22 protein-coding genes are annotated in these 23696 nt (G+C 42.3%); 2 read left to right on the top strand and 20 right to left on the bottom strand.

Going from position 1 to position 23696, the window contains the following annotated elements:
• The 10 genes from HMPREF3057_RS01065 to HMPREF3057_RS01020 all read right to left on the bottom strand — a co-directional run.
• A partial coding sequence (locus tag HMPREF3057_RS01065) for a YSIRK-type signal peptide-containing protein (RefSeq protein WP_070696041.1) occupies positions 1-5310 on the bottom strand: 5310 nt, incomplete at its 3' end.
• A 176-nt stretch (positions 5311-5486) separates the two neighbouring features.
• Complete coding sequence (locus tag HMPREF3057_RS01060) at positions 5487-7154, bottom strand: DAK2 domain-containing protein (RefSeq protein WP_070696039.1); 1668 nt, start codon at positions 7152-7154, stop codon at positions 5487-5489.
• Between the two features lie 2 nt (positions 7155-7156).
• Positions 7157-7522 carry an Asp23/Gls24 family envelope stress response protein gene (locus tag HMPREF3057_RS01055; protein ID WP_000216434.1) on the bottom strand — a complete coding sequence of 122 codons (366 nt, stop codon included), beginning with the start codon at positions 7520-7522 and terminating at the stop codon, positions 7157-7159.
• 152 nt (positions 7523-7674) lie between these two features.
• On the bottom strand, positions 7675-7863 hold the full coding sequence (rpmB, locus tag HMPREF3057_RS01050; protein WP_001140948.1) for a 50S ribosomal protein L28: 189 nt from the start codon (positions 7861-7863) through the stop codon (positions 7675-7677).
• A 107-nt stretch (positions 7864-7970) separates the two neighbouring features.
• Positions 7971-8645, bottom strand: a complete 675-nt coding sequence (locus HMPREF3057_RS01045; RefSeq protein ID WP_000725733.1) for a LiaF transmembrane domain-containing protein — start codon at positions 8643-8645, stop codon at positions 7971-7973.
• A 5-nt stretch (positions 8646-8650) separates the two neighbouring features.
• The gene (locus tag HMPREF3057_RS01040) at positions 8651-9097 is read right to left on the bottom strand and encodes a LytTR family DNA-binding domain-containing protein (RefSeq protein WP_000776591.1); all 447 of its coding nucleotides are present in this window, start codon (positions 9095-9097) and stop codon (positions 8651-8653) included.
• Positions 9098-9209: 112 nt separating this feature from the next.
• Entirely contained in the window at positions 9210-9713 is a 504-nt protein-coding gene (locus tag HMPREF3057_RS01035; RefSeq protein ID WP_000800953.1) for a phosphatase PAP2 family protein, read from the bottom strand.
• Positions 9714-9809: 96 nt separating this feature from the next.
• Positions 9810-11570 (bottom strand): ABC transporter ATP-binding protein, encoded by a 1761-nt coding sequence (locus HMPREF3057_RS01030; protein WP_070696037.1) that lies wholly within the window; start codon positions 11568-11570, stop codon positions 9810-9812.
• Positions 11560-13329 carry an ABC transporter ATP-binding protein gene (locus tag HMPREF3057_RS01025; RefSeq protein WP_070696035.1) on the bottom strand — a complete coding sequence of 590 codons (1770 nt, stop codon included), beginning with the start codon at positions 13327-13329 and terminating at the stop codon, positions 11560-11562. Before HMPREF3057_RS01025 ends, HMPREF3057_RS01030 begins: the two co-directional genes overlap by 11 nt.
• The gene (locus tag HMPREF3057_RS01020) at positions 13313-13774 is read right to left on the bottom strand and encodes a MarR family winged helix-turn-helix transcriptional regulator (RefSeq protein WP_000360526.1); all 462 of its coding nucleotides are present in this window, start codon (positions 13772-13774) and stop codon (positions 13313-13315) included. The genes HMPREF3057_RS01025 and HMPREF3057_RS01020 overlap by 17 nt, the downstream gene beginning before the upstream one ends.
• A gap of 192 nt (positions 13775-13966) precedes the next feature.
• On the opposite strand from HMPREF3057_RS01020, the gene HMPREF3057_RS01015 reads away from it, so the two are divergent.
• Positions 13967-14671, top strand: a complete 705-nt coding sequence (locus tag HMPREF3057_RS01015) for a CD20-like domain-containing protein (RefSeq protein ID WP_070696034.1) — start codon at positions 13967-13969, stop codon at positions 14669-14671.
• A gap of 49 nt (positions 14672-14720) precedes the next feature.
• Here the strand turns inward: HMPREF3057_RS01015 and HMPREF3057_RS01010 are convergent, their stop codons facing one another.
• Both HMPREF3057_RS01010 and HMPREF3057_RS01005 read right to left on the bottom strand, forming a co-directional pair.
• The gene (locus HMPREF3057_RS01010; protein ID WP_000532894.1) at positions 14721-15437 is read right to left on the bottom strand and encodes a YebC/PmpR family DNA-binding transcriptional regulator; all 717 of its coding nucleotides are present in this window, start codon (positions 15435-15437) and stop codon (positions 14721-14723) included.
• 96 nt (positions 15438-15533) lie between these two features.
• Positions 15534-16904: an MATE family efflux transporter gene (locus HMPREF3057_RS01005; protein ID WP_070696032.1), complete on the bottom strand. Its 1371-nt coding sequence runs from the start codon at positions 16902-16904 to the stop codon at positions 15534-15536.
• A 109-nt stretch (positions 16905-17013) separates the two neighbouring features.
• On the opposite strand from HMPREF3057_RS01005, the gene HMPREF3057_RS01000 reads away from it, so the two are divergent.
• The gene (locus tag HMPREF3057_RS01000) at positions 17014-17568 is read left to right on the top strand and encodes a GNAT family N-acetyltransferase (RefSeq protein ID WP_070656881.1); all 555 of its coding nucleotides are present in this window, start codon (positions 17014-17016) and stop codon (positions 17566-17568) included.
• Between the two features lie 131 nt (positions 17569-17699).
• On the opposite strand, the gene HMPREF3057_RS00995 is transcribed toward HMPREF3057_RS01000, so the two are convergent.
• The 8 genes from HMPREF3057_RS00995 to HMPREF3057_RS00960 form a co-directional block, all read right to left on the bottom strand.
• The gene (locus HMPREF3057_RS00995) at positions 17700-17894 is read right to left on the bottom strand and encodes a PspC domain-containing protein (protein WP_049477431.1); all 195 of its coding nucleotides are present in this window, start codon (positions 17892-17894) and stop codon (positions 17700-17702) included.
• Between the two features lie 169 nt (positions 17895-18063).
• Positions 18064-19215 carry a recombinase RecA gene (gene recA, locus HMPREF3057_RS00990; RefSeq protein WP_070696030.1) on the bottom strand — a complete coding sequence of 384 codons (1152 nt, stop codon included), beginning with the start codon at positions 19213-19215 and terminating at the stop codon, positions 18064-18066.
• A gap of 54 nt (positions 19216-19269) precedes the next feature.
• A complete protein-coding gene (locus HMPREF3057_RS00985) occupies positions 19270-20526 on the bottom strand; it encodes a competence/damage-inducible protein A (RefSeq protein WP_070696028.1) in 1257 nt (418 codons plus the stop codon).
• Positions 20527-20598: 72 nt separating this feature from the next.
• On the bottom strand, positions 20599-21639 hold the full coding sequence (locus HMPREF3057_RS00980) for a glycopolymer--peptidoglycan transferase LytR (protein ID WP_000592175.1): 1041 nt from the start codon (positions 21637-21639) through the stop codon (positions 20599-20601).
• A 4-nt stretch (positions 21640-21643) separates the two neighbouring features.
• Positions 21644-22165 (bottom strand): GNAT family N-acetyltransferase, encoded by a 522-nt coding sequence (locus tag HMPREF3057_RS00975; protein ID WP_070696026.1) that lies wholly within the window; start codon positions 22163-22165, stop codon positions 21644-21646.
• The gene (gene tsaE, locus HMPREF3057_RS00970; protein WP_000556959.1) at positions 22155-22598 is read right to left on the bottom strand and encodes a tRNA (adenosine(37)-N6)-threonylcarbamoyltransferase complex ATPase subunit type 1 TsaE; all 444 of its coding nucleotides are present in this window, start codon (positions 22596-22598) and stop codon (positions 22155-22157) included. Before tsaE ends, HMPREF3057_RS00975 begins: the two co-directional genes overlap by 11 nt.
• An 83-nt stretch (positions 22599-22681) precedes the next feature.
• Positions 22682-23305, bottom strand: a complete 624-nt coding sequence (locus tag HMPREF3057_RS00965; RefSeq protein WP_049520827.1) for a hypothetical protein — start codon at positions 23303-23305, stop codon at positions 22682-22684.
• 134 nt (positions 23306-23439) lie between these two features.
• Positions 23440-23696 (bottom strand): nucleoside-diphosphate kinase (locus tag HMPREF3057_RS00960; RefSeq protein ID WP_306806720.1); only part of this gene is annotated, 257 nt, incomplete at its 5' end.

The raw sequence follows: 23696 nt of genomic DNA, 5'->3' as shown, positions 1-23696 counted from the left end.
GTTAGTGCTGGTTGGAACTACTTCTTTCACTACTACTTGGTACTTAACGGTAACAGGAGTTCCGTTGGCATCCACTCGAGTCAATTCGAGCTCTGGTGTTTCACCCTTGAACTGCTTGTCTGGAGTGAAGGTCACCTTACCGTCTGCATCCACTTCGAACTTACCAACATTTGGCACTTCTTTCACAGTTGTACCATTGTCAAATAGTGGAGTCGAATCTGCTGGGAATGGAACTAAGTCATGACCTGGGGTGAAAGTCACTTTACCTTCTTGAACCTGACCTTGAAGGCCTTCTGTCTTATCTCCCGTACCAGTTGGTGTTACCTTAGTAAGCTCTGGACTGTAAGTCGCAGTAACTGGGGTGCCATTCTTATCTACGCGTTTGACTGTGACTGGATCTGGGTTTCCGACAAACTGCTTGTCTGGTGTGAAGATCACTGTACCATCTGGCGCAATCGTGTAGGTTCCTTGACCTGGAATAGTCTTCTCCTTGCTTCCATCTTCGAAAGTTGGCTCAATTGTTTCATCGATTGGAACCAGTGGATCACCACCTTGGAAGCTTGGAGTTCCTGTTTGTGGAACACCCTGAGGACCCGTGCTCGTTACGCCAGTTCCTGTTGGGGTTACCTTAGTCACTGTTGGGGTATAGGTCGCAGTGACTTCTGTTCCATTCTTATCTACTCGTTTGACTGTGACTGGATCTGGTGTGCCAACATATTGTTTTTCTGGAGTAAAGGTGATAGAGCCATCTGGATTGATGCTGTATTCACCTACACCTGGAACTGTTTTCGTTGACTGTCCATCTTCGAAAGTCATTGGTTTCGTATCATCAATTGGAACCAATGGATTGCCTTCTGCGAAGGTTGGTTCAACTGCTTCATCGATTGGAACAAGTGGGTCACCACCTTGAAAGCTTGGAGTGCCTGTTTGTGGAACACCCTGAGGACCTGTGCTGGTTGCGTTAGTGCTGGTTGGAACTACTTCTTTCACCACCGCTTGGTACTTGACAGTAACAGGAGTTCCGTTGGCATCCACACGAGTCAATTCAAGTTCTGGTGTTTCACCCTTGAACTGCTTGTCCGGAGTGAAGGTCACTTTGCCTTCTGCGTCCACTTCAAACTTACCAACATTTGGCACTTCCTTCACAGTTGTACCGTTGTCAAATAGTGGAGTTGAATCAGCTGGGAATGGAACTGAGGCATGGCCAGGAGTGAAGGTCACTTTACCTTCTTGGACTTGACCTTGAAGTCCTTCTGTCTTATCACCTGAACCAGTCGGAGTTACTTTCTCAACAACTGGGGTATAGGTCGTTACAGCCGACTCCCCATTTTTATCCACCACTCCAACTCGAACTGGAGTTGCCGGACCATAGAAGGTTTTCAGTGGAGTAAAGACAATTGTTTTATTTACAAGATCTAAATCGTACGTCCCTTGGTCGGCAATGGTTAGCGAAGTTACCTTTTGTCCATTCTCATCATAAAGAAAGACACTACTTTGGACTAGTTCAACGGATTTCTTTGCTCCATTAATGGTTGTTGTCCCTTTTGTAAAGTGGACCTCGCTCTCGCTTGCTCTATCCTCATCAAATTGAATCGTCGCTGCCTGCTTCTGCCCTTGAAAGCCTTTAGATTTCGCTGCACTTGCTGAAGGTACAACTGGAAGCGGAACATAATACACCAACCTATCCCAAGAGAATTCTTTTTCCAACTCTTCATCGCTCGGATTTATCGCACTAATCCAATATTGATCAAGAGCCTCATCTCCCGACAATGTATTTGCGTCAATATCTTCACCTGGGTAATAGCCAGGAATTTCAGGCGAAATCACTTGAGACCAAGTTTGGTCTGCAGACCAGGCTGAGTATGTCACACCTGCTGTCGCATCATTTGGATGCATTTTTGCCAAAACCTGATCGATTCTCTTGGTTCGAGTAAACGAATGGGATTCTACATGTCTGGGAGGAAGAAGCGATAAATCAGGATTTTTTGCTTTTCTGTAATACTCATAATTAATTTCACGAGTTCCACGAACAGTTTCGGTTAGTTCTGTAATCTTATGTCTAAACTGAAACTTGAATTGTCTTGGGCTAGCCAAGTCACCAAAGTTATGATCTGTAAAATCGTTACTAATCAGTTCATATCCTGCATCTTCTAATTCCTTAATTCGACGATCAGGATCATAAGAAATTGGTCCATTAGGTTTGCCTACAACTGTGTCTACCTGTCCTAGTTGTACTTCCTTAGATGGATCATTTACATCCACAAAGGTAAAACTTGCAGATGACAGTTTGGTAGACATTTGGATTGAAACATTATTGGACTCAGTGTACTTGGAACTGCCATTTGCCAATGCCGAAGAAAGATAAGCCGTAGCACCTGGGGCAGTATCTTGCCCGATAACTGCTCCATCAATGTTAAACTGAACCCTGCTTCCAGCAGCAACCGGAGCAGTCGAATGCCAACGAACTGCACGAATCTCTGACCAATCCGACACTTGATCTGCTGTGAGCCATTGTGAAGCACTAATTTCTGCAGCAGTGCCTGCAGTACGACTATATTGAACTTCCCAGCCTGAAGGTGGTGTTAAAGCTTTTGTCAAACTCACTGTAAATCCAGAACCACGATTTCTGGATTCTAGCTGTTTATCACCTTTCATCGGCAGGGATGACAAAACATAGACATCTGAAACAGGCTGTTTCGCTGCGTTTTTATAGGTCACTCTGAAATCAATCTCATCGCCAGGATAGTGCTCTTGGGTATTGTAGGCAAAGTGTTGGTTTGTAGCTCTCTTCACTTCAGAGTAGACACCACTCGCTTCAGAAGCCTGTACGATCACATCGAAGTCATAAGAAACTGAATTTTTCGAGGTAACTGTAATGCCATCAAGCTCCCCTAAGTCGTAGCCATTCTGAGCTTGAACGTCAGGAAGTTCCTCGTCCCAAAAAGCAATCGCTTTATAGGTGTAGGTCCCATTTGGAATCGTCTTGTTTTCTAACTTCAAAAGTGTTGCAGGCATAGGGGAGTCTGGAGTCCCCTTTACTTGGGCATAGTAGAGAGTTTTCCCAGTATCTTTGTAATTATAATAAACCTTAAAATTAGGACTCCCACTAAAGTTTAATTGTGGATCAGCCAAATAAGCCAGATGGTAAACTCCCGTCAAGTTTGCGAAGTTCTGAGTAGGGGTGTCTTTACCCGCAGTCCTTGTGATAAAATCTTCCTTAAAACCAGAAGCATCTGTATGTCGGTTGAAAACATCTGTCCGACGACGTCCAACCATCGAAATTTGCTGGATAACACGCGTCAATTCGGCTGAAGCCGTTTGAGAGAAGGAAACAGTGTTGCTAGTATTCTTAAAAGTGAAATCCGTTCTAGAATCCAACTTACGAATCGTCGAATCTTTATAGAGACTTTCCCAATTATTAAAACGTGTTTTGGTCTGGAAAAAAAATGCCGAAGTATCATTTGTCGAGGACTTCCTCATCTTGATATTTTTAAACTTGTACTCCAGTTCCTTCACATCTTGCTCTTCCGTCAATCGTAGACTACGGGTGTTACTATTAAAAGTCCCTAACAACTCACCTGTAGCTTTATTGTATACTTCTACGGATGCATCCGGTGAGGAGAAAAATTCATTCCAATAACGATCCTCAATCGCATTGACTTCTCGATAAGACTCTCGTGAATCCTGTATTTTATGAGTGACAGTGTAGTCATTGATAGGATAATCTTTTTCAACCTCTGCGACTGATGAAAGTCGAACATTAGAACGGTATTCTGTTTCACCATAGGAACGAATTATCTCCGAGTCAGACTGATTATAGTGTCTATATTCAAAGAGAGAAGACTCTGGCTGGTCTGTTTTTTGAACAAAGAGAGCATAAGGCAGAACGGCCGTATTTTGATAGCTAGTTCCATCTGCTTTTGTATAGATACCCGTCACAGTAAAGTTTTGCGCTTTTCTATTGATATCTGCTACTTTGGCATTCTTTAACTTGAAAGAAATTGGAATGAGCTTATTTTTATTGTTATTAATATCTTGAAGCGGATTGTTAGCTCTGTTAATCGTCAGATGGTAACCCGTCGCATCGGCAGTCCATCCTAGAGCTTTAGCTTCATCTGTCAATTCATAACCTTCTTTTAACTCTATATTATAGGTATAAGAAGTGACAGGATCAATGATATGCCCTCCGACATCACTAATCCCCATACCATTGATCATACGACCATCAAAGACACCATTTCCATAGTTGAAGTAATCATTTCTTACCGTATTATTCTTAGGATCTTTCGCACCGTTAAATAGATAGTAGGACACGACCGATGAATCATCGTCGACAATACCATCGTTATTTCGATCGTAGCCAATGACCTGATTGCCAGACATTGGAGTCAGGCCACCCACCCCGTTTTCTAAGACTTTCCATGTGTGTTCAATGCTTCCAAGTTCTTTGAGGACATTGCCATTTTTGTCATAGAGCTTAGCAGTTGCGGTCACCTTATGGTCTGGCCCAATGGCTTGGACAGCACCTCCCCAGTTCTGAGTCAAAGGATCTATCTGAAAAGTATAGACGAAGTTATAGTTTGCTCCACCTCTCAGATTTGCAGGTTCTATCTTTAAATCAAGGTCCCCATTCGTTTTTTCTTGGCTGAACTTTACACCACCAACTGGAGAAGGGGTCAATTTAATAGCCTTCCCATTTTGGAAATGAATTTTGATATACCCACCAGAATAATCTGCTTCGTGTCCAGTAATACTAAAAGTCAAGGACTCACGAACACTATCTACAGCATGGATATCTTTGATTGGCGAATGAGTTTTAAATTCTGCATTGACTTCATCTAGCGATCTCTTGCGCCTAGAAGAAGTTTTCCCGCTAGAGCCACTTTCTTCCTTGCTTTTCTGCTCAGTTTGAGTTGATTCTAGAGATTGCTTTTTCTCCTCATCTAAAGAAGGCTGACTCGCTTCCTTCGTATTGTCAACTTGAGAAACTGGTCGGCTCTGAGAGACTGGTGCAGATACTTCTGTTTTGGACGGTTCAGCTTTATCCTCCAGCTCCTTAACCGCTTCGTTCTGTGTTACCACTTTTTGAGGCTCAGAAATGACTTCCTGTCCATTCTCAGCACTTTTTTCCTTCTGTTGAATTTCCGCCTGCGTTTGTTGTTCCTTATTGTTGACTTGAGCTTCATCCGCTTGCACTGGAGAAGTAGCCATCACCATAAAGGTTCCTAGCAATACCGAACAGGTCCCAACACTTAACTTTCTAATTGAAAAGCGGGAAAAAGATTGATTAAAAAATTTTTTCTTCATCATTTCTCCTTTATATTCATACTTAATCTAACATAACAGCTTTATCATTATAACTTATCATACATAGAATTTCCAATAGAATGTTCATTTCTACAGAAATTTCTTTATAACTCCATTTGCATAGAAAAAGGAAGCTGTAAAACCAGCTTCCTTCTGTTGTTTTTACTCCATTTTCACGATTATTCCACACTGAAAAGATATGGATATACGGGTTGTTGACCTTGGTGAATCTCTACTTCAACATCTTCAAATTCTTCTGCGATTTCTTGGGCAATTTCATTGGCAAGTTCTTCGCTTCCGTCTTCACCGACATAGAAAGTCACGATTTCACTATCTTCGTCCAACATATGCTTCAAAGTTTCAGTCAAGGTTTGGTGCATGTCAGGGTTTGACACGAGAATTTTTCCATCAACCATACCAAGATTGTCATTTTCATGAATTGCTAATCCATCGATAGTTGTATCACGAACAGCAGTTGTTACACTACCGCTTACGACATCACCAAGGGCTGCAGTCATGCGTTCTTGGTTTTCTTCGATTGATTTGCTTGGGTCAAAGGCAAGAAGACTGGTCAATCCTTGAGGAATTGTACGTGCTTCTACCACAACAGCAGGTTGTTCAAGCACTTCAGCCGCAGACTGAGCTGCCATAAAGATATTTTTGTTGTTTGGCAAGAAGATGATGTTGCGAGCATTGACCTGTTCAACAGCCTTGATAAAGTCTTCTGTTGAAGGGTTCATCGTCTGCCCGCCTTCGATAACATAATCCACACCTTGGGCACGGAAGATATCTGCTAAACCTTGACCAGCTACTACTGCGATAAGGGCATACTCTTTTGTTTCAGCAGGCTTGTTTCCTTGAGTTGCTTCTTTTTCAACTTGCGCCTCGTGTTGGTTACGCATGTTGTCCACTTTTACCTTAATCAAGCTACCATATTTGAGACCTTCTTGCATGACAAGACCTGGATCTTCTGTATGGACGTGAACTTTGACGATTTCATCATCATTGACAACAAGTAGAGAGTCGCCTAAGTCATTAAAGTAGTTACGGAATTCATCATAGTCAAAGTCCTTAGAATAAGTTGGACCTTGTTTGAGGGCTACCATAATCTCTGTACAGTAACCAAAGGTAATATCCTCAGTTGCAACATGTCCAGCCACAGACTTATGGTGCTCTGCATTAATCATTTCACTCATGTTGGCAGGAGTCGCTACAAAGTCTTCAGAAGCACTGTATTCACCAGTAAGAGCTGAAAGGAATCCTTCGTAGATGAAGACCAAACCTTGACCACCTGAGTCTACCACACCAACTTCCTTAAGGACTGGAAGCATTTCTGGTGTCTTAGCCAAAGCTGCTTTTGCACCTTCCAAGGCTGCACGCATGACCTCAACAGCATCATCTGTCTCCTCGGCTTTTTTCTTAGCCCCAATAGCCGCTCCACGAGAAACAGTCAAAATGGTCCCTTCAACTGGTTTCATAACCGCTTTATAAGCTACTTCGACACCGGATTGGAAGGCAAGAGCCAAGTCTTGACCTGTTAATTCATCTTTTTCCTTGATAGCCTGAGAGAAGCCACGGAAGAGCTGAGAAGTGATAACCCCTGAGTTCCCACGCGCACCCATCAAGAGTCCTTTGGCAAGAATGCTCGCTACTTCTCCAACTGTAGAAGCAGGCTTGTCTGCTACTTCTTTCGCACCATTCTCAATGGTCATTCCCATGTTTGTCCCAGTATCTCCATCTGGAACTGGAAAGACGTTTAATGAATTGACATATTCTGCTTGCTTATTCAAACGAGTTGATGCAGCCTGCACCATCTCTTGGAATAAACTGGTAGTAATTTTTGACACGATTATTCTCCTACAACTTTGATATTTTGAATGTAGACATTCACAGTCTGAGCAGTAATTCCTAGTTGATTTTCTAAACTAAAACGAACACGCTCTTGAATGTTTTTTGACACTTCGCTTATCTTTACTCCGTAGCTCAATACGGTATAAACATCAACTGCAATGCTACCATCTTCGGCTGCTTTTATAACAACACCCTTAGAATAATTTTCCTTACCAAGAAGGGCTTGGAAATTGTCTTTGAGGGCATTTTTACTAGCCATACCGACCACACCAAAAATCTCAGTTGCGGCACCACCTACTACGGTTGCAATCACTTCATCTGTCAGTTCGATTTGACCATCTTTTGTATTAATTTTTACAGTCATTTTTTTTACCTCAACTAGTTGATACTCTATTTTATCATATTTCAGCCCAAGTGTAAAAGCAGAATGCTGTATCGGCGGATATTTACTCTATTTTTCAAATGATTTTATCCTTAGAGCAAAAGAAAAAGACCAGTTAGGTCTTTTCATTTTTATTAAACGCGTTCAACTTTACCTGATTTCAAAGCACGAGCTGAAGCCCAAACTTTTTTAGGTTTACCATCGATAAGAACAGTAACTTTTTGAAGGTTTGGTTTTACGGCACGTTTTGTTTGGTTCATCGCGTGTGAACGGTTGTTTCCTGATACAGTCTTACGACCTGTAAAGTAACATACTTTAGCCATTGTGTTTTCCTCCTATTAGATCTAATATAGCGGATGTGCTAGCACCACATACCGTACTATGTTATCACACTTTCTCTATTTTGGCAAGGAAATTCGGAGACTTTTTTTTATTTAACGTAAACAACTCCAAGTTTACCAAAAGCGACTTCCCCGCGGATAATCAAGGTTTTGCTGGTTGGTGCTACAGGAGCATCTGCCTTAGCTGCACCAAAGGAGGTTTCTACTTTCAAATCGACACGCCAGTGTTGCGGAACATAGACGGTTGCATTCCCGAAGGCCACTTCAATATTTAAAGTCGCAAAATCACCTAGCATCTCTGCATTATCATAGTAGATTTTAGCATCCCCAAAAGCGACTTCCACTTGGTCATCTACGAGATCTTGATCTTGCTTATAGAAGGTCCCGCTACCAAAAGCGACTTCCTTATCCGTGACGACTGTTTTTTTCCCATCGTACCACCATTTTTTTTCATTCCAGAACTTACTTGAATGCGTCAGATAACCAACACCTAGCACTGCTAAGATACTAGCCCAAAACAAAGACTGGTTTGGAATAGGAAGAATGTTATAAAAATGATTCGCAATCATTAAGGCTACTAGAGCGGTAAAAACTGCTGATGTTAGATGACGACGAAGCAAAGCTTCAACTGATTGGTAAGCAAAAAAGGCGATACCAATCAAAGGCCATATCTTGCCATCCAAAGAAGGAATTCCAAAATTCCCTTGCAGCAAGATCCAAGCTGCTAAAACCAATAAAACAATACCAAATGCTTTCTTTTTCATGTTTTTTACCTCATGTTTCTTAGATTTTCTTTTAGGAGGGATTGGTAATGTCGTGAGACATGAACCTCCTTGTGCGTCTGATAAAAGGAAATGGTGCCCGTTCCTGAAAAGGACTTATCCACTGAGTAAATCTGACGGATGTTTGCGATCGTTGACTTGGACACTCGACTGAAATAGCGAGGTAAGATGGACTCCAACTCATAGAGCTTGAGGCGAACTTCATAGGCTTCCTTCTGGTTATGAGCATAAATCTTACTCCCTTCTGTTTCAAAGAAGAGAATTTCTGACAGGTCTAGATAATATTCACCTGTCCCCTTGTAAAAAGTCAACCTCGGAGCCTTTGACTCTTGCAAAAGTCGTTGCAAATCTGCAATTTCATCTGTCAAAGTGGGGGTCTTGATGACAATTTCAGTCTCCTCTAAATTGCCATCAATCTCAATTCGTAACTTCATCACATCTCCTTTCTGACTCTACTATATCAAAGCTAAGTTAGGAATACAAGGGCAAAAAGCAAGTGGTCAATTTGAAGCAGTAAGTGGTTGTAGGACTAGCTTAACTTACATGTCAGAATAGGAAGAAAAGGAATCCCCACACCAGACCACAAGCATAGCCAACCAAGACATCCTTGGGATAATGAACGCCCCCTAAAACCCTCACCAAGCCCAGCAAAGCTGAGAAGAGCAAGCATGCTAAGCCAACAGGTAGACTAGCATGCAGACAGGCCATGGAGATGATAGTTGCCGAAAAAACATGGCGACTGGGCATCGACTGTCCCGAGCTATCTTTTTCAAGCAGGGGACAGATATCCCAAGTTTCATAAGGCCGCGGGTGGTTGATTTTCTTACGAAAAAGGGACAAGATCACAAAGCCTGATGCAGGAATAAGCACATAAACCCCAACCTGCTGACCAAGTCCTAGTTGCAGGCAAGTGATGACTAGCAAAGTCAGATAGACCAAGGGCATGGCGACTGTCATCAAACGATTGAAATTAAGCAATAGAAATAAAAGGGTGGGATGGCTAGTTAGTTTGGAGCTAAGGTTGCTATACCATTCTTGATAATTTTTCATTAAATTTCTCATTCATTACCTTGTTTTCGTCTACAGGTGAGACGTTTATCTTCTAGTATAGTGCAGAAAAAGAAGGCCGTCAAGCCTTCTTTTGATTTATTCTTCTGCTTCGTCTTCTGTAAATTGACTATTGTACAAGTCAGCGTAGAAGCCACCTTGCGCCATTAGTTCCTCATGATTGCCTTGCTCGATGATATTGCCATCTTTCATGACAAGAATCAAATCGGCATTACGAATAGTTGACAAGCGGTGGGCGATGACAAAGGATGTGCGTCCTTCCATCAAACGGTCCATAGCTTTTTGAATCAACTCCTCTGTACGTGTGTCGACTGAAGATGTCGCTTCATCCAAAATCAAGAGCGGTGCATCTTTGAGAAGGGCACGAGCAATGGTCAAGAGCTGTTTCTGTCCAACAGACAAGGTCACGGTGTCATCCAAAACAGTATCGTAGCCATCTGGCAAAGTCATGATAAAGTGGTGGATTCCCACTGCCTTGCTAGCTTCTATCATTCGTTCATCACTGATGTCTGTCTGATTATAGATCAGGTTCTCTCGAATGGTTCCTTCAAAGAGCCAAGTATCCTGCAAGACCATTGAAAAGGCATCGTGTACTTCCGAACGCTTCATGTCCTTGGTATCGACACCATCGATACGGATACTTCCCTTATCTAGCTCATAGAACTTCATCAAAAGATTGACAATGGTTGTCTTCCCAGCCCCAGTCGGTCCAACAATAGCAACCTTCTGACCTGCATGAGCTGTCGCAGAAAAGTCATGGATAATGGTGCGCTCTGGTGTATATCCAAAGGACACATGATCAAAGACTACTTCCCCTTTCATGTTGCTCAATTGTCTTTCCTTACGAGATTCATCTTGCATCTCTGCTTCAGCTAGAAATTCTAATACACGAGTCATGGCTGCACTCGCTTGTTGCAGGCTCGTAATCCCTTGGGCAATCTGTGACAGAGGTTGGGAGAAGGTCCGTACGTAAACCATAAAGGCTACGATAATCCCTATCGTGATATGCCCTTCTAACGCCAGCGCGGCACCAACGATGATGACTAAGACATAACTAAAGTTCCCAACAAAGAACATGGCTGGCATCATGATACCAGAGATAAACTGAGATTTCCAGATACTGTCATGCAAGTCTTGGTTTAACCCTGCAAATCTCGCTTTGGAGGTGTCCACTGCGTTGTAGCTGGTCACTACATTATGGCCAGAGTACATCTCTTCCACATAACCATTGACGGCTGCTAGATTATTTTGTTGGGCTTTAAAATAACCCTGTGACTTGGCCATGATTACGGAAACCGCCGCAAAACCAACAAGCGTAGAGACCACTGTTACGAGAGCTAAAATCCAGTTCATCCCAAACATGGTCACCAAGACAGCAATCAACAAGAAACTAGCTGAAAGAACTGTCCCTAGACTTTGGTTGAGAGATTGCGCTGCTGTATCCACATCATTGGTCACGCGCGAAAGGGTGTCTCCTTGTGAATGACGGTCAAAATAGCCAAGCGGCAAACGATTGATTTTTTCAGCGATTGCCGTCCGCAAGCGTTTTGAAAAATGCTGAATGCTCGTTGAAAAGATATAGGCCTGTGTATAATTAAGGATAGCGCCAAATACATAGAGAATCACTAAAAAGCTAGCAATGTTTGACACAGCTACCAGGTCGATTTCTGTAGCCAAGCCATCTGAAATCAAGTTGGTAATTTCCTTAATCTTAGTTGGACCATAAACGGTGATTATGCTTGAAATGACTGCAGCCACAACTGCTATTAGGAGAGGGAGTTGGAGGCCTGCCATATAAGGTTTGCACTGTTTCCAGACCGAAACTTTTTTATTTTCCATGTTCCAATTCCTCCTTCGATAGTTGTGAGTAGGCAATTTCTTGGTAGACTTCGTTGGTTGCAAGAAGTTCCTTGTGGGTGCCTTGTCCCACGACTTTACCTTGATCCAAAACCAAGATCAGGTCAGCATCCATAATGGTAGAAATCCGTTGCGCTACAATGAGCTTGGTCATGGATTTTGTTTTCTCAGCTAGCTCTTGGCGAAGGACACGATCTGTCTTGTAGTCCAAGGCTGAGAAAGAGTCATCAAAGATGAGAATCTCTGGTTTACGAGCCAAGGCACGCGCAATGGCCAGACGCTGTCTTTGACCTCCTGAGAAGTTGGTTCCACCTTGGGCTACTTCTGATGCAAGACCTGCTTCCTTGTCCTCGATAAATGCTTTAGACTGGGCCAATTCAAGAGCTTGCCACATAGCAGCCTCGCTCAGAGGAGTTTCTTTGCTCTTACCAAAGTCCAAGTTCCCCTTGACATCTCCAGAAAAGAGTACAGCTTTTTGTGGAATATAGCCTACCTTATTGCGCAAATCTTCCAAGTCATAATCTTGCACATTGACACCATCCACTAGGATTTCTCCATCAGAAACGTCGTAAAAACGTGGCAAGAGGTTGACAAGCGTAGACTTACCTGATCCAGTCGATCCGATGAAGGCTACGGTTTGACCCGCTTCTGCTTTGAAAGTGACATGTTCCACGACTGCTTCAGAGTTTTTAGAGTAACGGAAAGTCACATCACGGAATTCCACTTGTCCTTGAACTGAAGGATCCGCTGTCTGTGCATGACTAGGATTTTCAATAGAAGAATGCAGATCCAATACTTGATTGATACGTCCTGCCGAAACCAAGGTACGAGGAAGAACGATAAAGAGTGCTCCCATGAGAAGGAATCCCATCACGACCTGCATAGCATAGGACATGAAGACCACCATATCACTAAAGAGTGGCAGACGTTCTGCCAAACTTGCATCGTTGATGATATAGGCACCAATCCAGTAAATAGCTAAACTTAGTCCACTGGAAATCGCCATCATAATGGGATTCATAATGGCCATCAAACGATTGACAAAGAGATTGAGACGTGTTACCTCATCGTTGGCTGCTTCAAATTTCTTATCTTGGTAATCTTCCGCATTGTATGCACGAACAACTCGAATCCCAGTCAAACTTTCACGAGTGATGCTATTGAGTTTATCTGTCAATTTTTGGATAACAGATTGTTTTGGAAAGGCCAGAGTCATGAGAACGGTAGTCATCAAGACATTGACAATAACAGCCACAACGACCGCCCAGAGCCAGTATTCCGATTTTCCAAGGATTTTTCCAATGGCCCAGATAGCCATAATTGGCCCACGAGTAACCACTTGCAAGCCCATGGTAAAGAGCATCTGTACCTGGGTAATATCATTGGTCGTCCGAGTCAAAAGACTTGGGATTGAAAAGCGCTTGATCTCTGTCTGCGAAAAATCTAAAACACGATGAAATACGTCTCTACGTAGATGGGTTGTATAGGATGCTGCAACGCGAGCGGCAAAGAAACCAACCATAACAGATGAAAAGAAAGCCAATAAAGACAAACCAATCATCTTCGCAGCTGGTGACCAGAGTGCATCCATCTGTGTCCCTGACGTTCCCAGTAATTCTGTAATTTGCGAAATGTAGGTCGGTACCTCTAACTCTAGATAGACCGAGAAACAAGTGAACAGAATCGTAAGGACGATCATTCCCCACTCTTTTCCTGTAATACGTTTAGCGAGTTTCTTCATTCTCTCCTCCTATCTTCTCAACATTTTCTTGCAATTGCCCGAGTACCTTTTCAAAGATTGCCAAGTCTGACTTTGAAACCCCCTCTAGCAGACTCTGATCGATCCGATCAAAAAAAGCTTTAACTTTTTGCATCTGCGAACGCGATTTCTCCGTCAGGCGAACAAATTTTGCCCGCTTATCGCTGGGGCTCGCCTCTAACTCGACCAAACCATTTTGTACCATGCGCTTGACTAGATTACTCGCCACAGATTTGGTAATATTGAGTTCCTGCTCGATATCCTTAATCAAGACCAGTTCCTCTTTTTGTTCACAATGATCTAAAAAACGCAGAACCTGCCCTTGCGGTCCACCCATAAATTCAATGCCACATCGCTTGGCTTCTTTCTGTACCATCAGATGAACCTGGTGCCCAAAACGTTTGAACATTAACATCGGCTTGTCCATGATTGCTCCTTTCTTACGATAAATATAGTTCTCTGGAGAACTAATTAAGTTACCATGAGAACTATTTTACCATTTTCAGAAAAGATGTCAAGAAAAAAGTTTCTATGAGAACTATCTTGGTTTAAATTGACATTAGGCAATATTTTTTCTATAATAAGCACTAACTACTGTGGATAGAAATCCATTCACTCGATGAAGGGAGAAAGCTTTCAAATGAAACCAGAAGAACAAAGAGTTTTAGGAATCTTAGCAACCATTTTTGGAGCCATCGCACTTTTAGGGTCCTGGATTCCATTTATTAACTATCTATCATTTTTCATCGCCATTGTCGCATTTATCTTGGGGATTATCGGCCTTATCGTCAATCTCAAAAAACGGAAAACCATGGCCATTATCGGAACATCCCTCGCAGTTGCTTCTGTTGTACTTTTCTTTACGACCCAAGTACTGTACGCTAATGTCTACAAAGAGTTTATCAGGGAGTTTAACCGTTCCTACAGCGAGGCAAGTGCCTCAATGGAGCGCGAAGAAGAAAGCGACTTGACAGATGATAGCGCCTATTCCATCCCAGAGGAGGAAGAAGACGATAACTTCACCTGGACCCAGGAACAGTTCGACGCCTTAATCGAAGGTGACCTTGATAACAAAGGAAAAGGTGGTACCAACTACAAGGATATTATCAAAAAACACGGACTACCAGACTCCGAGTTTGACTCCACTATCGGAGGCTATGATACGAGAAAAATCACCTATATCTCCATTGGTGACAAGATCAAGACTGTTACCTTAACTTTTGCAAAAGATGACAATGGGCAGCTCTTGCTCGTCCAAAAACATGCAGTTGGTCTAGGTCTAGAAAAAAGCAAGAAACAAAACGATTCTGAAACCAGAGTCTAAGTTCAAATATCAAAAAAACGAACAGCTAGTAAAACTGTTCGTTTTTCTATTAGAATCCATCTACGTTTGTGTAGATCTTTTGTACGTCTTCGTCGTCCTCAAGAACGCTGTAAAGTTTTTCAAAGGTTTCAAGGTCTTCGCCTGACAATTCCACTTCAGACTGAGGAATCATTTCCAATTCAGTCACTTGGAATTCTTCGATACCAGACTCACGAAGGGCAACGATAGCCTTGTGAAGGTCTGTTGGAGCTGTGTAAACAGTGATTGTTCCTTCTTCTGCTTCTACATCGTCCACATCCACATCTGCTTCTAGCAATTGCTCAAAGACTGCATCAGCGTCCTCACCCGCAAATACGATCACACCCTTGTTATCAAAGAGGTATGAAACTGAACCTGAAGCACCCATGTTTCCGCCGTTTTTACCAAAAGCTGCACGGACATTGGCTGCGGTACGGTTGACGTTTGAAGTCAAGGTATCCACAATCAACATAGAACCATTTGGTCCAAAACCTTCGTAACGTCCTTCTGTAAAGGTTTCGTCTGTGTTTCCTTTTGCTTTATCAATCGCTTTATCGATAACGTGTTTTGGCACTTGGGCTTGTTTCGCACGGTCGATAACGAATTTCAAAGCAGTGTTTGATTCTGGGTCTGGATCACCTTTTTTAGCTGCTACATAGATTTCTACACCAAATTTTGCATATACTTTAGAGTTAGCTCCATCTTTAGCCGTTTTCTTGGCTACGATATTGGCCCATTTACGTCCCATTAGGAATCTCCTTTTTTCACATTTTAATCTTTCTTATTATAACACAAGTTTTTTCGATTTTCACTAGAGGAAATGGATTTTATTCAGCAAATCCAGCTAGGATTGTCCTTTGGCTGCCAAGATTGCCTTGCCTTCTTTTATCAGGGGATGGCGGAAAAGTGAAAAGTACAGTTGGGTGGTCATGGCAACCCAGATAAGGGGTTCACAAAGGATAACTCCCCTATAGCCTGCCCAAGGGATAATCAAAACTACAAAAACAATTTTCCCGATTAGTTCTATAAAGCTGGAAACTAGAGGAAGGACTTTCTGCCCCAATCCCTGCAAGCAATTCCGATAAATCAGCAAAAGGCTCAAAATCGGATAAAAGACTGAACTGATTTGCAGGTAAAGACTACCATTTTCTACCAAGTATCCATCCGTCGAACTGGCCAAGAAGGAAACCAAGCTAGGACTGGCAAAAAAGAGGAAAATACAAATAAAACCTGCCCAGAACATGCTCAAACGACTCCCAACACCAAGGCCTTGAACTATGCGGTCTGGTCGCTTGGCCCCGAGATTTTGAGAGGCAAAGGTCGTCATAGCAGAAGAAATAGCCGTCATCGGAAGCAGAGCAAAAGCCATAATGCGTCTAGCTGCTGTTTGAGCACTAATAATCACAGCTCCAAAAGTATTGACAGAAGACTGTAAAATCACACTACCTATGGACACAATGGAACTCATCAAACCCATAGCCAAACCTTGCTCCAAGAGATCCGCATACAAGGCCTTGTTCCATTTAAAATGCTTGAGTTGAGGAAGTAGTTCTGGAACACTCTTACGGATATAGTAAAAACAGAGAACCGCTGACAATCCTTGCGAAATAATGGTAGCAAGTCCCGCAGATTGAACACCCAGTTGCAGTTGCGTAATAAAATAGAGATCGAGAATCACATTGACCAGAGCAGAGAAAATCAGAAAACCAAGCGCAGCCAGACTGTCACCAATAGACCGCAACAAGCCAGCAAAGAGATTATAGGCAAAACTAACTCCGACACAGGTCACAATCATGGAAATATATTGATAGGACTGGGGAAGTATTTCTGCAGGGGTATCTAAATATTGCAAGAGTGGATACAGGCCGACAAAGCCCATCAACATAACAAAAACACTGAGAAACCCTCCTAAAATCCAGGTTGTAGCAACCGCTTCCTTGATTTTGGTGAAATTACGAGCCCCATAATAGCGGGCAATGACGATCCCCATGCCATTTCCAACACCAAGCGTAAAGCCTATAATCAAGTCAAAAATGGCTGTAGTAGCTCCTACTGCAGCCAAGGATTCTTGGCCAAGAAATCGCCCAACAATCAAGACATCAGCTGTATTATAAAGCTGTTGGAAAATATTTGACAGCAAGATTGGAAAGGCAAAGCTTAACAGCGCAGGAAGAATAGGACCATGTATCAAGTCCACGGATCGTTTCTTATTCATAAAGCTATTATATCAGCTTTCTAAAGGAGCGACAAGGCTCTGTTACTAAGTTTGCAATCAATTGCTTACAGAGAGACAATTTGCTATAATCAAGAAAAGGAGGTCACTTATGAGTTTGACCAGTCAATTAATTACCGATGTATTTCCTGATCTGGATAAGGTTGAAAAGCTAAACAAGGAAGCATTCCCCGAGGAAGAACGAGTTCCTCTGTCAGAATTTTTACGCTATCAAGACCGAGAAGACGCCCACTTTTTTGCTTTTTATAACCAAGAAGAGTTTGTCGGATTTGCTTTTGCCATCTCCAATCCAAAGGCCTTCTATATCAGTTTTTTTGCCATCATGCCCCACTTGAGAAGCCACGGATATGGAAAAGAAATCATCGAAAAGCTGACTGATTTTTACCAGCGAACCATGTTATTGGAAGTCGAGCGATTGGATGAAGAATGCGATAACTTGGAGCAGAGAAAGGCCCGCATGGATTTCTATCATCAAAATGGCTTCAAAACAGCCAACGCTTTTCTAGAGTACGATGGTTTGAGTTTTGAAATTCTCTATCGTGGCGACCATTTTGACGAAGAGGCCTATCGCGATATCTTCCAAAAGTTACAAAATGAACATTATTTTGACTTTCATATAGAGTATCGTCGTTTTAGTGACCATTAAACAAGACTTGTCCATCTGGTGAAGAACCTCTCTTTTTCGATAGAAGCTACATATAAAAATGCATGCAATCTACGATTACATGCATTTTTTATTTTCAACTGATCAGAATAAACTTTTATTCTCTCTATGGCTTAAGCTTCTGCATTGCCTTCTGGAAGAAGGAAGTAGAGAACAGCATAAGCTAAGATTCCAGAACCACCAAGTAGGGTGAAGATGATCCAAAGTGCACGAACAAGTGTGTGGTCCATGTTAAAGTAGTCACCGATACCAGCACATACTCCAGCAATCTTTTTGTCTTGTACATTACGAACAAGGCGTTTTCCCATTATAGTAGTCTCCTTTTTATAGAATGATTTAATTTTATCATCAAATTAAAAAAATTGCAACAGTTTTTTTAATTTTTTTGATTAAATACTCTTTTATTACGCTTTTGAAGCTTATGGAGAATTAATAATTAAACATAAAAAGCAGAGAAAGACTTCTCCGCTTTTATTTTTAATCTTCAATTTCGATTTCAAGTCCGTCGCCTAGGTCAAGCGTTACTTCTTGGTTAGGTGCTAGATCTTCTGCGCCAGAGATAGGAGTTGTCCCTTCTTCATCCTCAATCAAGCCATATTGAACACGGACTTGGTGGTCAATGGCATCAAAGATTTCTGGGTGATCCGCCAAGTATTTCTTAGCATTTTCAGATCCTTGTCCGATTTTTTCACCCTTGTAAGAGTACCATGCTCCCGCTTTTTGGATGATATCGAGATCACTTGCGATCTTCAAGAGCTCACCAGTTTTAGAAATCCCTTCTCCGTACATGATTTCAACAAAGGCTTCCTTAAATGGTGGAGCCACCTTGTTTTTCACGACCTTGATCTTGGTTTCCTTACCGACATTGGTATCTTTCTGGTCACCAGTTCCCTTGATTTGTGTGCTTCCACGAACATCCAAACGGACTGAAGCGTAGAATTTCAAAGCACGTCCACCAGGTGTTGTTTCTGGATTTCCAAACATGACCCCAACTTTTTCACGCAATTGGTTGATAAAGATGGCAATCGTTTTGGTCTTATTGATAGAAGCTCCAAGTTTACGCATGGCTTGACTCATCATACGAGCCTGCAAACCAACGTGGCTGTCTCCAATGTCCCCATCGATTTCTGCACGAGGTACAAGGGCTGCAACCGAGTCGATAACGACGAGGTCAACGGCACCTGAGTCAATCAATTTCCCTGCAATTTCAAGACCTTGCTCACCTGAGTCTGGTTGTGACAAGAGCAATTCGTCAATATTCACACCAAGGGCTGCAGCATAGGCTGGATCAAGGGCATGTTCCGCATCGATAAAGGCAGCGATACCCCCTTCTTTTTGAGCTTGCGCAACAGCGTGAAGGGCAACTGTTGTTTTACCAGATGATTCTGGTCCGTAGATTTCGATGATACGTCCTTTAGGATAACCACCTGAACCAAGAGCAATGTCAAGAGCCAATGAACCTGAACTCATCACTTGAACTTTTTGCTCCGCGCGCTCACCCAAGCGCATGATTGAGCCTTTACCGAAATCTTTCTCAATCAATTTAAGAGCATCGTTCAAGGCTTTTTCACGATCAGCTCCAAATTTTTTTCCGATTTCATCTAATTTTTTTGTTGGTTTTTTCGCCATTTTGTTCTCCTATATTCTACTGGTCCTTAGACCTATCTTTTATTATACCAAAATTTAGTCACTTAATAAAGCCTTGCGAACTAGGTTAAAGGCATGCATAACCGCAATATGACGAACATCTGCACGGCTCCGTCCTGCGATATTAGCCTTGATAACCTCTGTTCCTTTTGCATGCGCCAAGCCGATAAAGACGGTTCCAGCTGGATGCCCCTCTAGGCTATCTGGTCCTGCCACACCCGTCAAACTAACTCCGTAGTCAGACTGAGTCTTGAGACGTGCCTGCTCTGCCATTTTTCGAGCGGTAAACTCAGAAACGACCCCGTGTTCTTTCAGCTCTTGCTCGGAAATATCCAGCATCTTGGACTTTTCCTCTAGGCTGTAGGTGACAAATCCTCCATTAAAGATAGCTGACACACCTGAAAAGTCTGCTAAAGTAGCCTGAAATAGGCCTGCCGTTAAGCTCTCTGCTGCAGTAATGCTTTTCTGTCTTTTCTTAAGTTCTTCTACAACGACACTTGCGAGGCTGGTTTCTTCCCCATATCCATAACAGATGTCTCGTAAAGAAATTCCCTCGAAAGTTTGACAATCCAAGATTTGATTTTCTAGGATATCCAGTGCTTGATCAGCCTTTTCTTGACTAACTGCTTTTGTAGACAAGCGCAAGGTCACTTCTCCTGTTTTGGCATACGGCGCCAAAGTCGGATCGGTTTGATGGTCAATCAAATCCGCCAAAATGGTCACCAACTGACTCTCCCCAATTCCAAAGAAACGGAGCACACGTGAGTATAACTTGGTACCAGTCATTAACTTAGGTAAGAGTTGATTTAAGACCATAGGTTTCAATTCACTAGGTGGTCCCGGGAGGACCACGTAGGTCACGCCATCCACTTCCGACACCCCTCCTACTGCTAAACCTGTCTCATTTGGCAGTGGAGTCGCCCCTTCTACAATTTGGGCTTGGCGCTCATTATTCGGTGTCCGAGCATAGTCAGGTCTATGAGCAAAGAAAATATCCAGTTTCTCTTGCGCTTGAGGGTCAAACACTAGATCTTTTCCCAAAAATTTTGCCAGGGTTTGTTTGGTCAAATCATCCTCGGTTGGTCCCAAGCCCCCTGTCAAAATCACAAGATTACTACGTTGACTCGCAATCTCAAGCAAGGACAAAAGACGAGCTTCATTATCTCCAACAGCTGTTTGGAAGTAGACATCTACCCCGATTTCGGCTAGTTTCTCTGATAAAAACTGAGCATTGGTATTGACAATCTGCCCTGTTAAAATTTCTGTTCCAACAGCAATAATTTCTGCTTTCATGTTTCCTCCTACTTATCTATTCGAATTTTTTTGAAAAAATCGCAGGAAATTTCCCACGATTTGATTCTTTTCTTATTCTGCTTCTTCGTTTGAAGCGTTCGTACTGGTTGAAGGTGCTGTCCGACCAAAGGCTGTTTCGTACAGTACCGCATTGGTTTCCAATTCTGTCACCGGCTCTTTACCTAGTGAACTACGCAAGAGATTTTGCATTTCAAGCATATGTTCTGAAGTGACAATCTGATAAGAAATTCCCTGTAGCTCAGCATCTTCCCCACGCAATTGATGCGTTTCGATATTCTTGAAGGAATCTTGATAGCCGAGCAATTGTGGAATGCTCTTAGCTGACAAGTCCACATTGGTCTGCATGTTATCACTCAAAGCTTTGAGGATACCTTGATAATGACTCACACTGTTTAGGCTCAAAACCTTCTCAACGATCTTTTGAATAACTTCACGTTGACGTTTTTGACGACCATAGTCTCCCTCTGGGTCTTGGTAACGCATCCGTGAATACACCAGAGCTTCCTCCCCATTCAAGGTTTGTTCTCCAACACCGATAGAAATCTTATTAAACTCCTCTTGGTCAGCAATCGAAATTGGGAAACCGAGTGTATTGTTGACGGTAATTCCACCAACCGCATCCACCAATTGTTGAAGCCCCTGCATGTTAACCATCACATAGCGGTCAATGTGGATATTCATCATCTTTTGAATAGTAGAAATTGCAAGTTCCGCACCACCATTAGCATAGGCCGCATTGAGTTTGGCTTCCTGAACTTGACCGTTTCCAGTCTCAATCTTGGTCAAAATATCCCGTTCCAAACTCATCATTGTGGTTTTCTTTGTTTTGGGATTAACCGTCAGGAGAATCATGGAATCACTATTTCCCGCCCACGGGTCTGTACGTTCCACATTTCCCGTATCTACCCCCATCAAGAGGATGGTCAGAGGCTCCGTCGCTTCGATAACGTTGGTTTCTTCCCCGATTTTTTTGTAAGTCTTTTTACTTAGGGTTTCTGTTCCCTGTTGGTAGATGGTATAGCCATAAACCGCTACACCTAAAACTGTTACTGCTAGGAAACCTAGCACCATTCCAATTAATTTTTTAATCATCTCGTTATTTATTTATCAGCTTGCCCATAAGACAAACATCTAAAAATATCCCTTCTGCTAAATAGGCTCCTCTTTCTTGTAAGCCTTCTGTGATAAATCCCATTTTTGAGTAGAGGTGGATCGCAGCCTCGTTTCGTTTTTGTACACTGAGTTGCAAACGGCGCAAGACGCCACTGACTTTAGCCCACTCGATGCCTTCTTCTAGAAGTATAGTCGCCAAGCCTTGGTTCCAGAATTTCCTGCGAACTGCTAGAAAAACATCACCGATATGTCGAACTCTTAAATGTTGGTCCGCTGTGATATTTAAGACTCCTGCAATCTCATCATTCAGTAAGGCGAGGAGAGTAATTTGATTCTCTGATGCAGCTTGTTTTTCGATAAAAAGAGCCATTTCAGAAGCTGTCATCATGATGCCATTTTCATCCAAGCTGGTAAAATCTGTCTCTTGACCGACACAATCTAAAAATGCAATTAAGGCTGTAGCATCTGAAATCTCTGCCTCACGAATACACAACTCATACTCCATCTTGAAGCTCCTTGATGAGTTGTTCAGCCCGAGAGCCATGAGCCGTAAAATGAAGACAACGCCCCTCAGCTTCTTTCAAAATTTCCAACTCCAAGTAAGAATCTGGTAAATCTTCACCCAAAAGATGCCCCCACTCAATAACAGTCACACCACCACCGAAGAGAAACTCATCCAAGTCAATAGAATCAGCATCACCTTCGATACGGTAGACATCCAAGTGGTAAAGTGGCAAACGCCCTTCGTACTCTCTGACAATGGTATAGGTTGGACTTTTAATCATTTGACGGATATCCAAGCCCTTAGCAAGGCCTTTTGTAAAGGTTGTTTTACCCGCTCCCAACTCTCCAGTCAAGATCAGAACATCGTCTTTTTGAAGCAAATGACCTAATCTTTCTCCGAGAGCTAGAAGCTCTTCTTCATTTTTTGTGTGCATGCTACTATTATACCAAAAAGTTTTCTTTTGTGTGAATTTTCTTTATGGACTTACTATAACAATTTTGAAAAATTCTCCTCCACTTAAAAGAATACAACTATTGAAAAAACAAACAGGATATCCCGAATCAGGTGCCCATAAAAGGAGATTTCCCTTTGAATACATTTGGGAAAAAGGAAACGTGCGCATAGAAAACCAACACTGATATAAAGAAGAATCGAGGAAATCACTATGGGGTTCCTCAAGAAAACTATCGTAGCTAGAACGGAAATGACGACTGTTTTCTTTTTATTTAGGTGATTTTCTATAGCGCGAAAAATTTTATCAAAAGGTAAGAAAATCAATAGATCTACTCCTAGCAAGAAAAAGAAGGAGGGTAAAAAGAGGTCAACCAATTCCTGTTGCAATTTGCTAGTGGTTTGGATGCTTTCTGAGAGAACCAGACAGGTTGCCAGAAGATTGACTACTAAAAGGAGGCAATAAACAAGACTCACTTTCTTTTGAACATGTAAAATACTATGTCTAGACTGGTCTGCTGTATGGAAATAATTTATCCCAGCACAAAGAACAGAAATTCCTACTATCAAAATCAAAAAGTAAGCATTGGTCTGTTTTAAAGATAAAAAGGATTCTTTCCATAATAGACAACTACTAAAACTAATCTGGATGACTGCAATCAACAACAATAGGCGAATTGATTTTACCATTTCTTTTCCCTCCCTATATGGGATTATACCTTGTGAGGAGTTTGAAATGATTGTTTCTGCCTCAAGTGTCCTTTTTTTGTGCTCAACTGACCAAAAAACAGCTCTGTTGTACACAGAACTGTTCTTTTACCAGTCTAATCCTTAAACCAGAGAGCAATTTCACGTTTTGCAGAAGCTTCCGAATCGGAGCCGTGAACCACATTTTGAATGGCTTGATTGTCTCCTGCAGCCTTGGCAAAATCTCCTCGGATAGTTCCTGGCAGAGCTTCTTCTGGACGAGTAGCCCCCATCATGGTCCGCCAAGTTTCAATCACTTTCGGACCTGATAGAATGCCCACCACTACTGGTCCTGAAGTCATAAACTGACGGATAGGAGGATAAAAACTTTTTT

Origin of the sequence: Streptococcus sp. HMSC072D05, from assembly GCF_001815805.1 — a bacterium.
Lineage (GTDB): Bacteria > Bacillota > Bacilli > Lactobacillales > Streptococcaceae > Streptococcus.
Note: the sequence above shows the minus strand (reverse complement) of the source record. Positions and strands in the feature narration are given on the sequence as shown.

Coding starts and splice junctions, on each gene's coding strand:
- HMPREF3057_RS01055 (WP_000216434.1), bottom strand. CDS start 7,522: ATGACTGTAAAAATTAATACAAAAGATGGTCAAATCGAACTGACAGAT.
- rpmB (WP_001140948.1), bottom strand. CDS start 7,863: ATGGCTAAAGTATGTTACTTTACAGGTCGTAAGACTGTATCAGGAAAC.
- HMPREF3057_RS01045 (WP_000725733.1), bottom strand. CDS start 8,645: ATGAAAAAGAAAGCATTTGGTATTGTTTTATTGGTTTTAGCAGCTTGG.
- HMPREF3057_RS01040 (WP_000776591.1), bottom strand. CDS start 9,097: ATGAAGTTACGAATTGAGATTGATGGCAATTTAGAGGAGACTGAAATT.
- HMPREF3057_RS01035 (WP_000800953.1), bottom strand. CDS start 9,713: ATGAAAAATTATCAAGAATGGTATAGCAACCTTAGCTCCAAACTAACT.
- HMPREF3057_RS01030 (WP_070696037.1), bottom strand. CDS start 11,570: ATGGAAAATAAAAAAGTTTCGGTCTGGAAACAGTGCAAACCTTATATG.
- HMPREF3057_RS01025 (WP_070696035.1), bottom strand. CDS start 13,329: ATGAAGAAACTCGCTAAACGTATTACAGGAAAAGAGTGGGGAATGATC.
- HMPREF3057_RS01020 (WP_000360526.1), bottom strand. CDS start 13,774: ATGGACAAGCCGATGTTAATGTTCAAACGTTTTGGGCACCAGGTTCAT.
- HMPREF3057_RS01015 (WP_070696034.1), top strand. CDS start 13,967: ATGAAGGGAGAAAGCTTTCAAATGAAACCAGAAGAACAAAGAGTTTTA.
- HMPREF3057_RS01010 (WP_000532894.1), bottom strand. CDS start 15,437: ATGGGACGTAAATGGGCCAATATCGTAGCCAAGAAAACGGCTAAAGAT.
- HMPREF3057_RS01005 (WP_070696032.1), bottom strand. CDS start 16,904: ATGAATAAGAAACGATCCGTGGACTTGATACATGGTCCTATTCTTCCT.
- HMPREF3057_RS01000 (WP_070656881.1), top strand. CDS start 17,014: ATGAGTTTGACCAGTCAATTAATTACCGATGTATTTCCTGATCTGGAT.
- HMPREF3057_RS00995 (WP_049477431.1), bottom strand. CDS start 17,894: ATGGGAAAACGCCTTGTTCGTAATGTACAAGACAAAAAGATTGCTGGA.
- recA (WP_070696030.1), bottom strand. CDS start 19,215: ATGGCGAAAAAACCAACAAAAAAATTAGATGAAATCGGAAAAAAATTT.
- HMPREF3057_RS00985 (WP_070696028.1), bottom strand. CDS start 20,526: ATGAAAGCAGAAATTATTGCTGTTGGAACAGAAATTTTAACAGGGCAG.
- HMPREF3057_RS00980 (WP_000592175.1), bottom strand. CDS start 21,639: ATGATTAAAAAATTAATTGGAATGGTGCTAGGTTTCCTAGCAGTAACA.
- HMPREF3057_RS00975 (WP_070696026.1), bottom strand. CDS start 22,165: ATGGAGTATGAGTTGTGTATTCGTGAGGCAGAGATTTCAGATGCTACA.
- tsaE (WP_000556959.1), bottom strand. CDS start 22,598: ATGCACACAAAAAATGAAGAAGAGCTTCTAGCTCTCGGAGAAAGATTA.
- HMPREF3057_RS00965 (WP_049520827.1), bottom strand. CDS start 23,305: ATGGTAAAATCAATTCGCCTATTGTTGTTGATTGCAGTCATCCAGATT.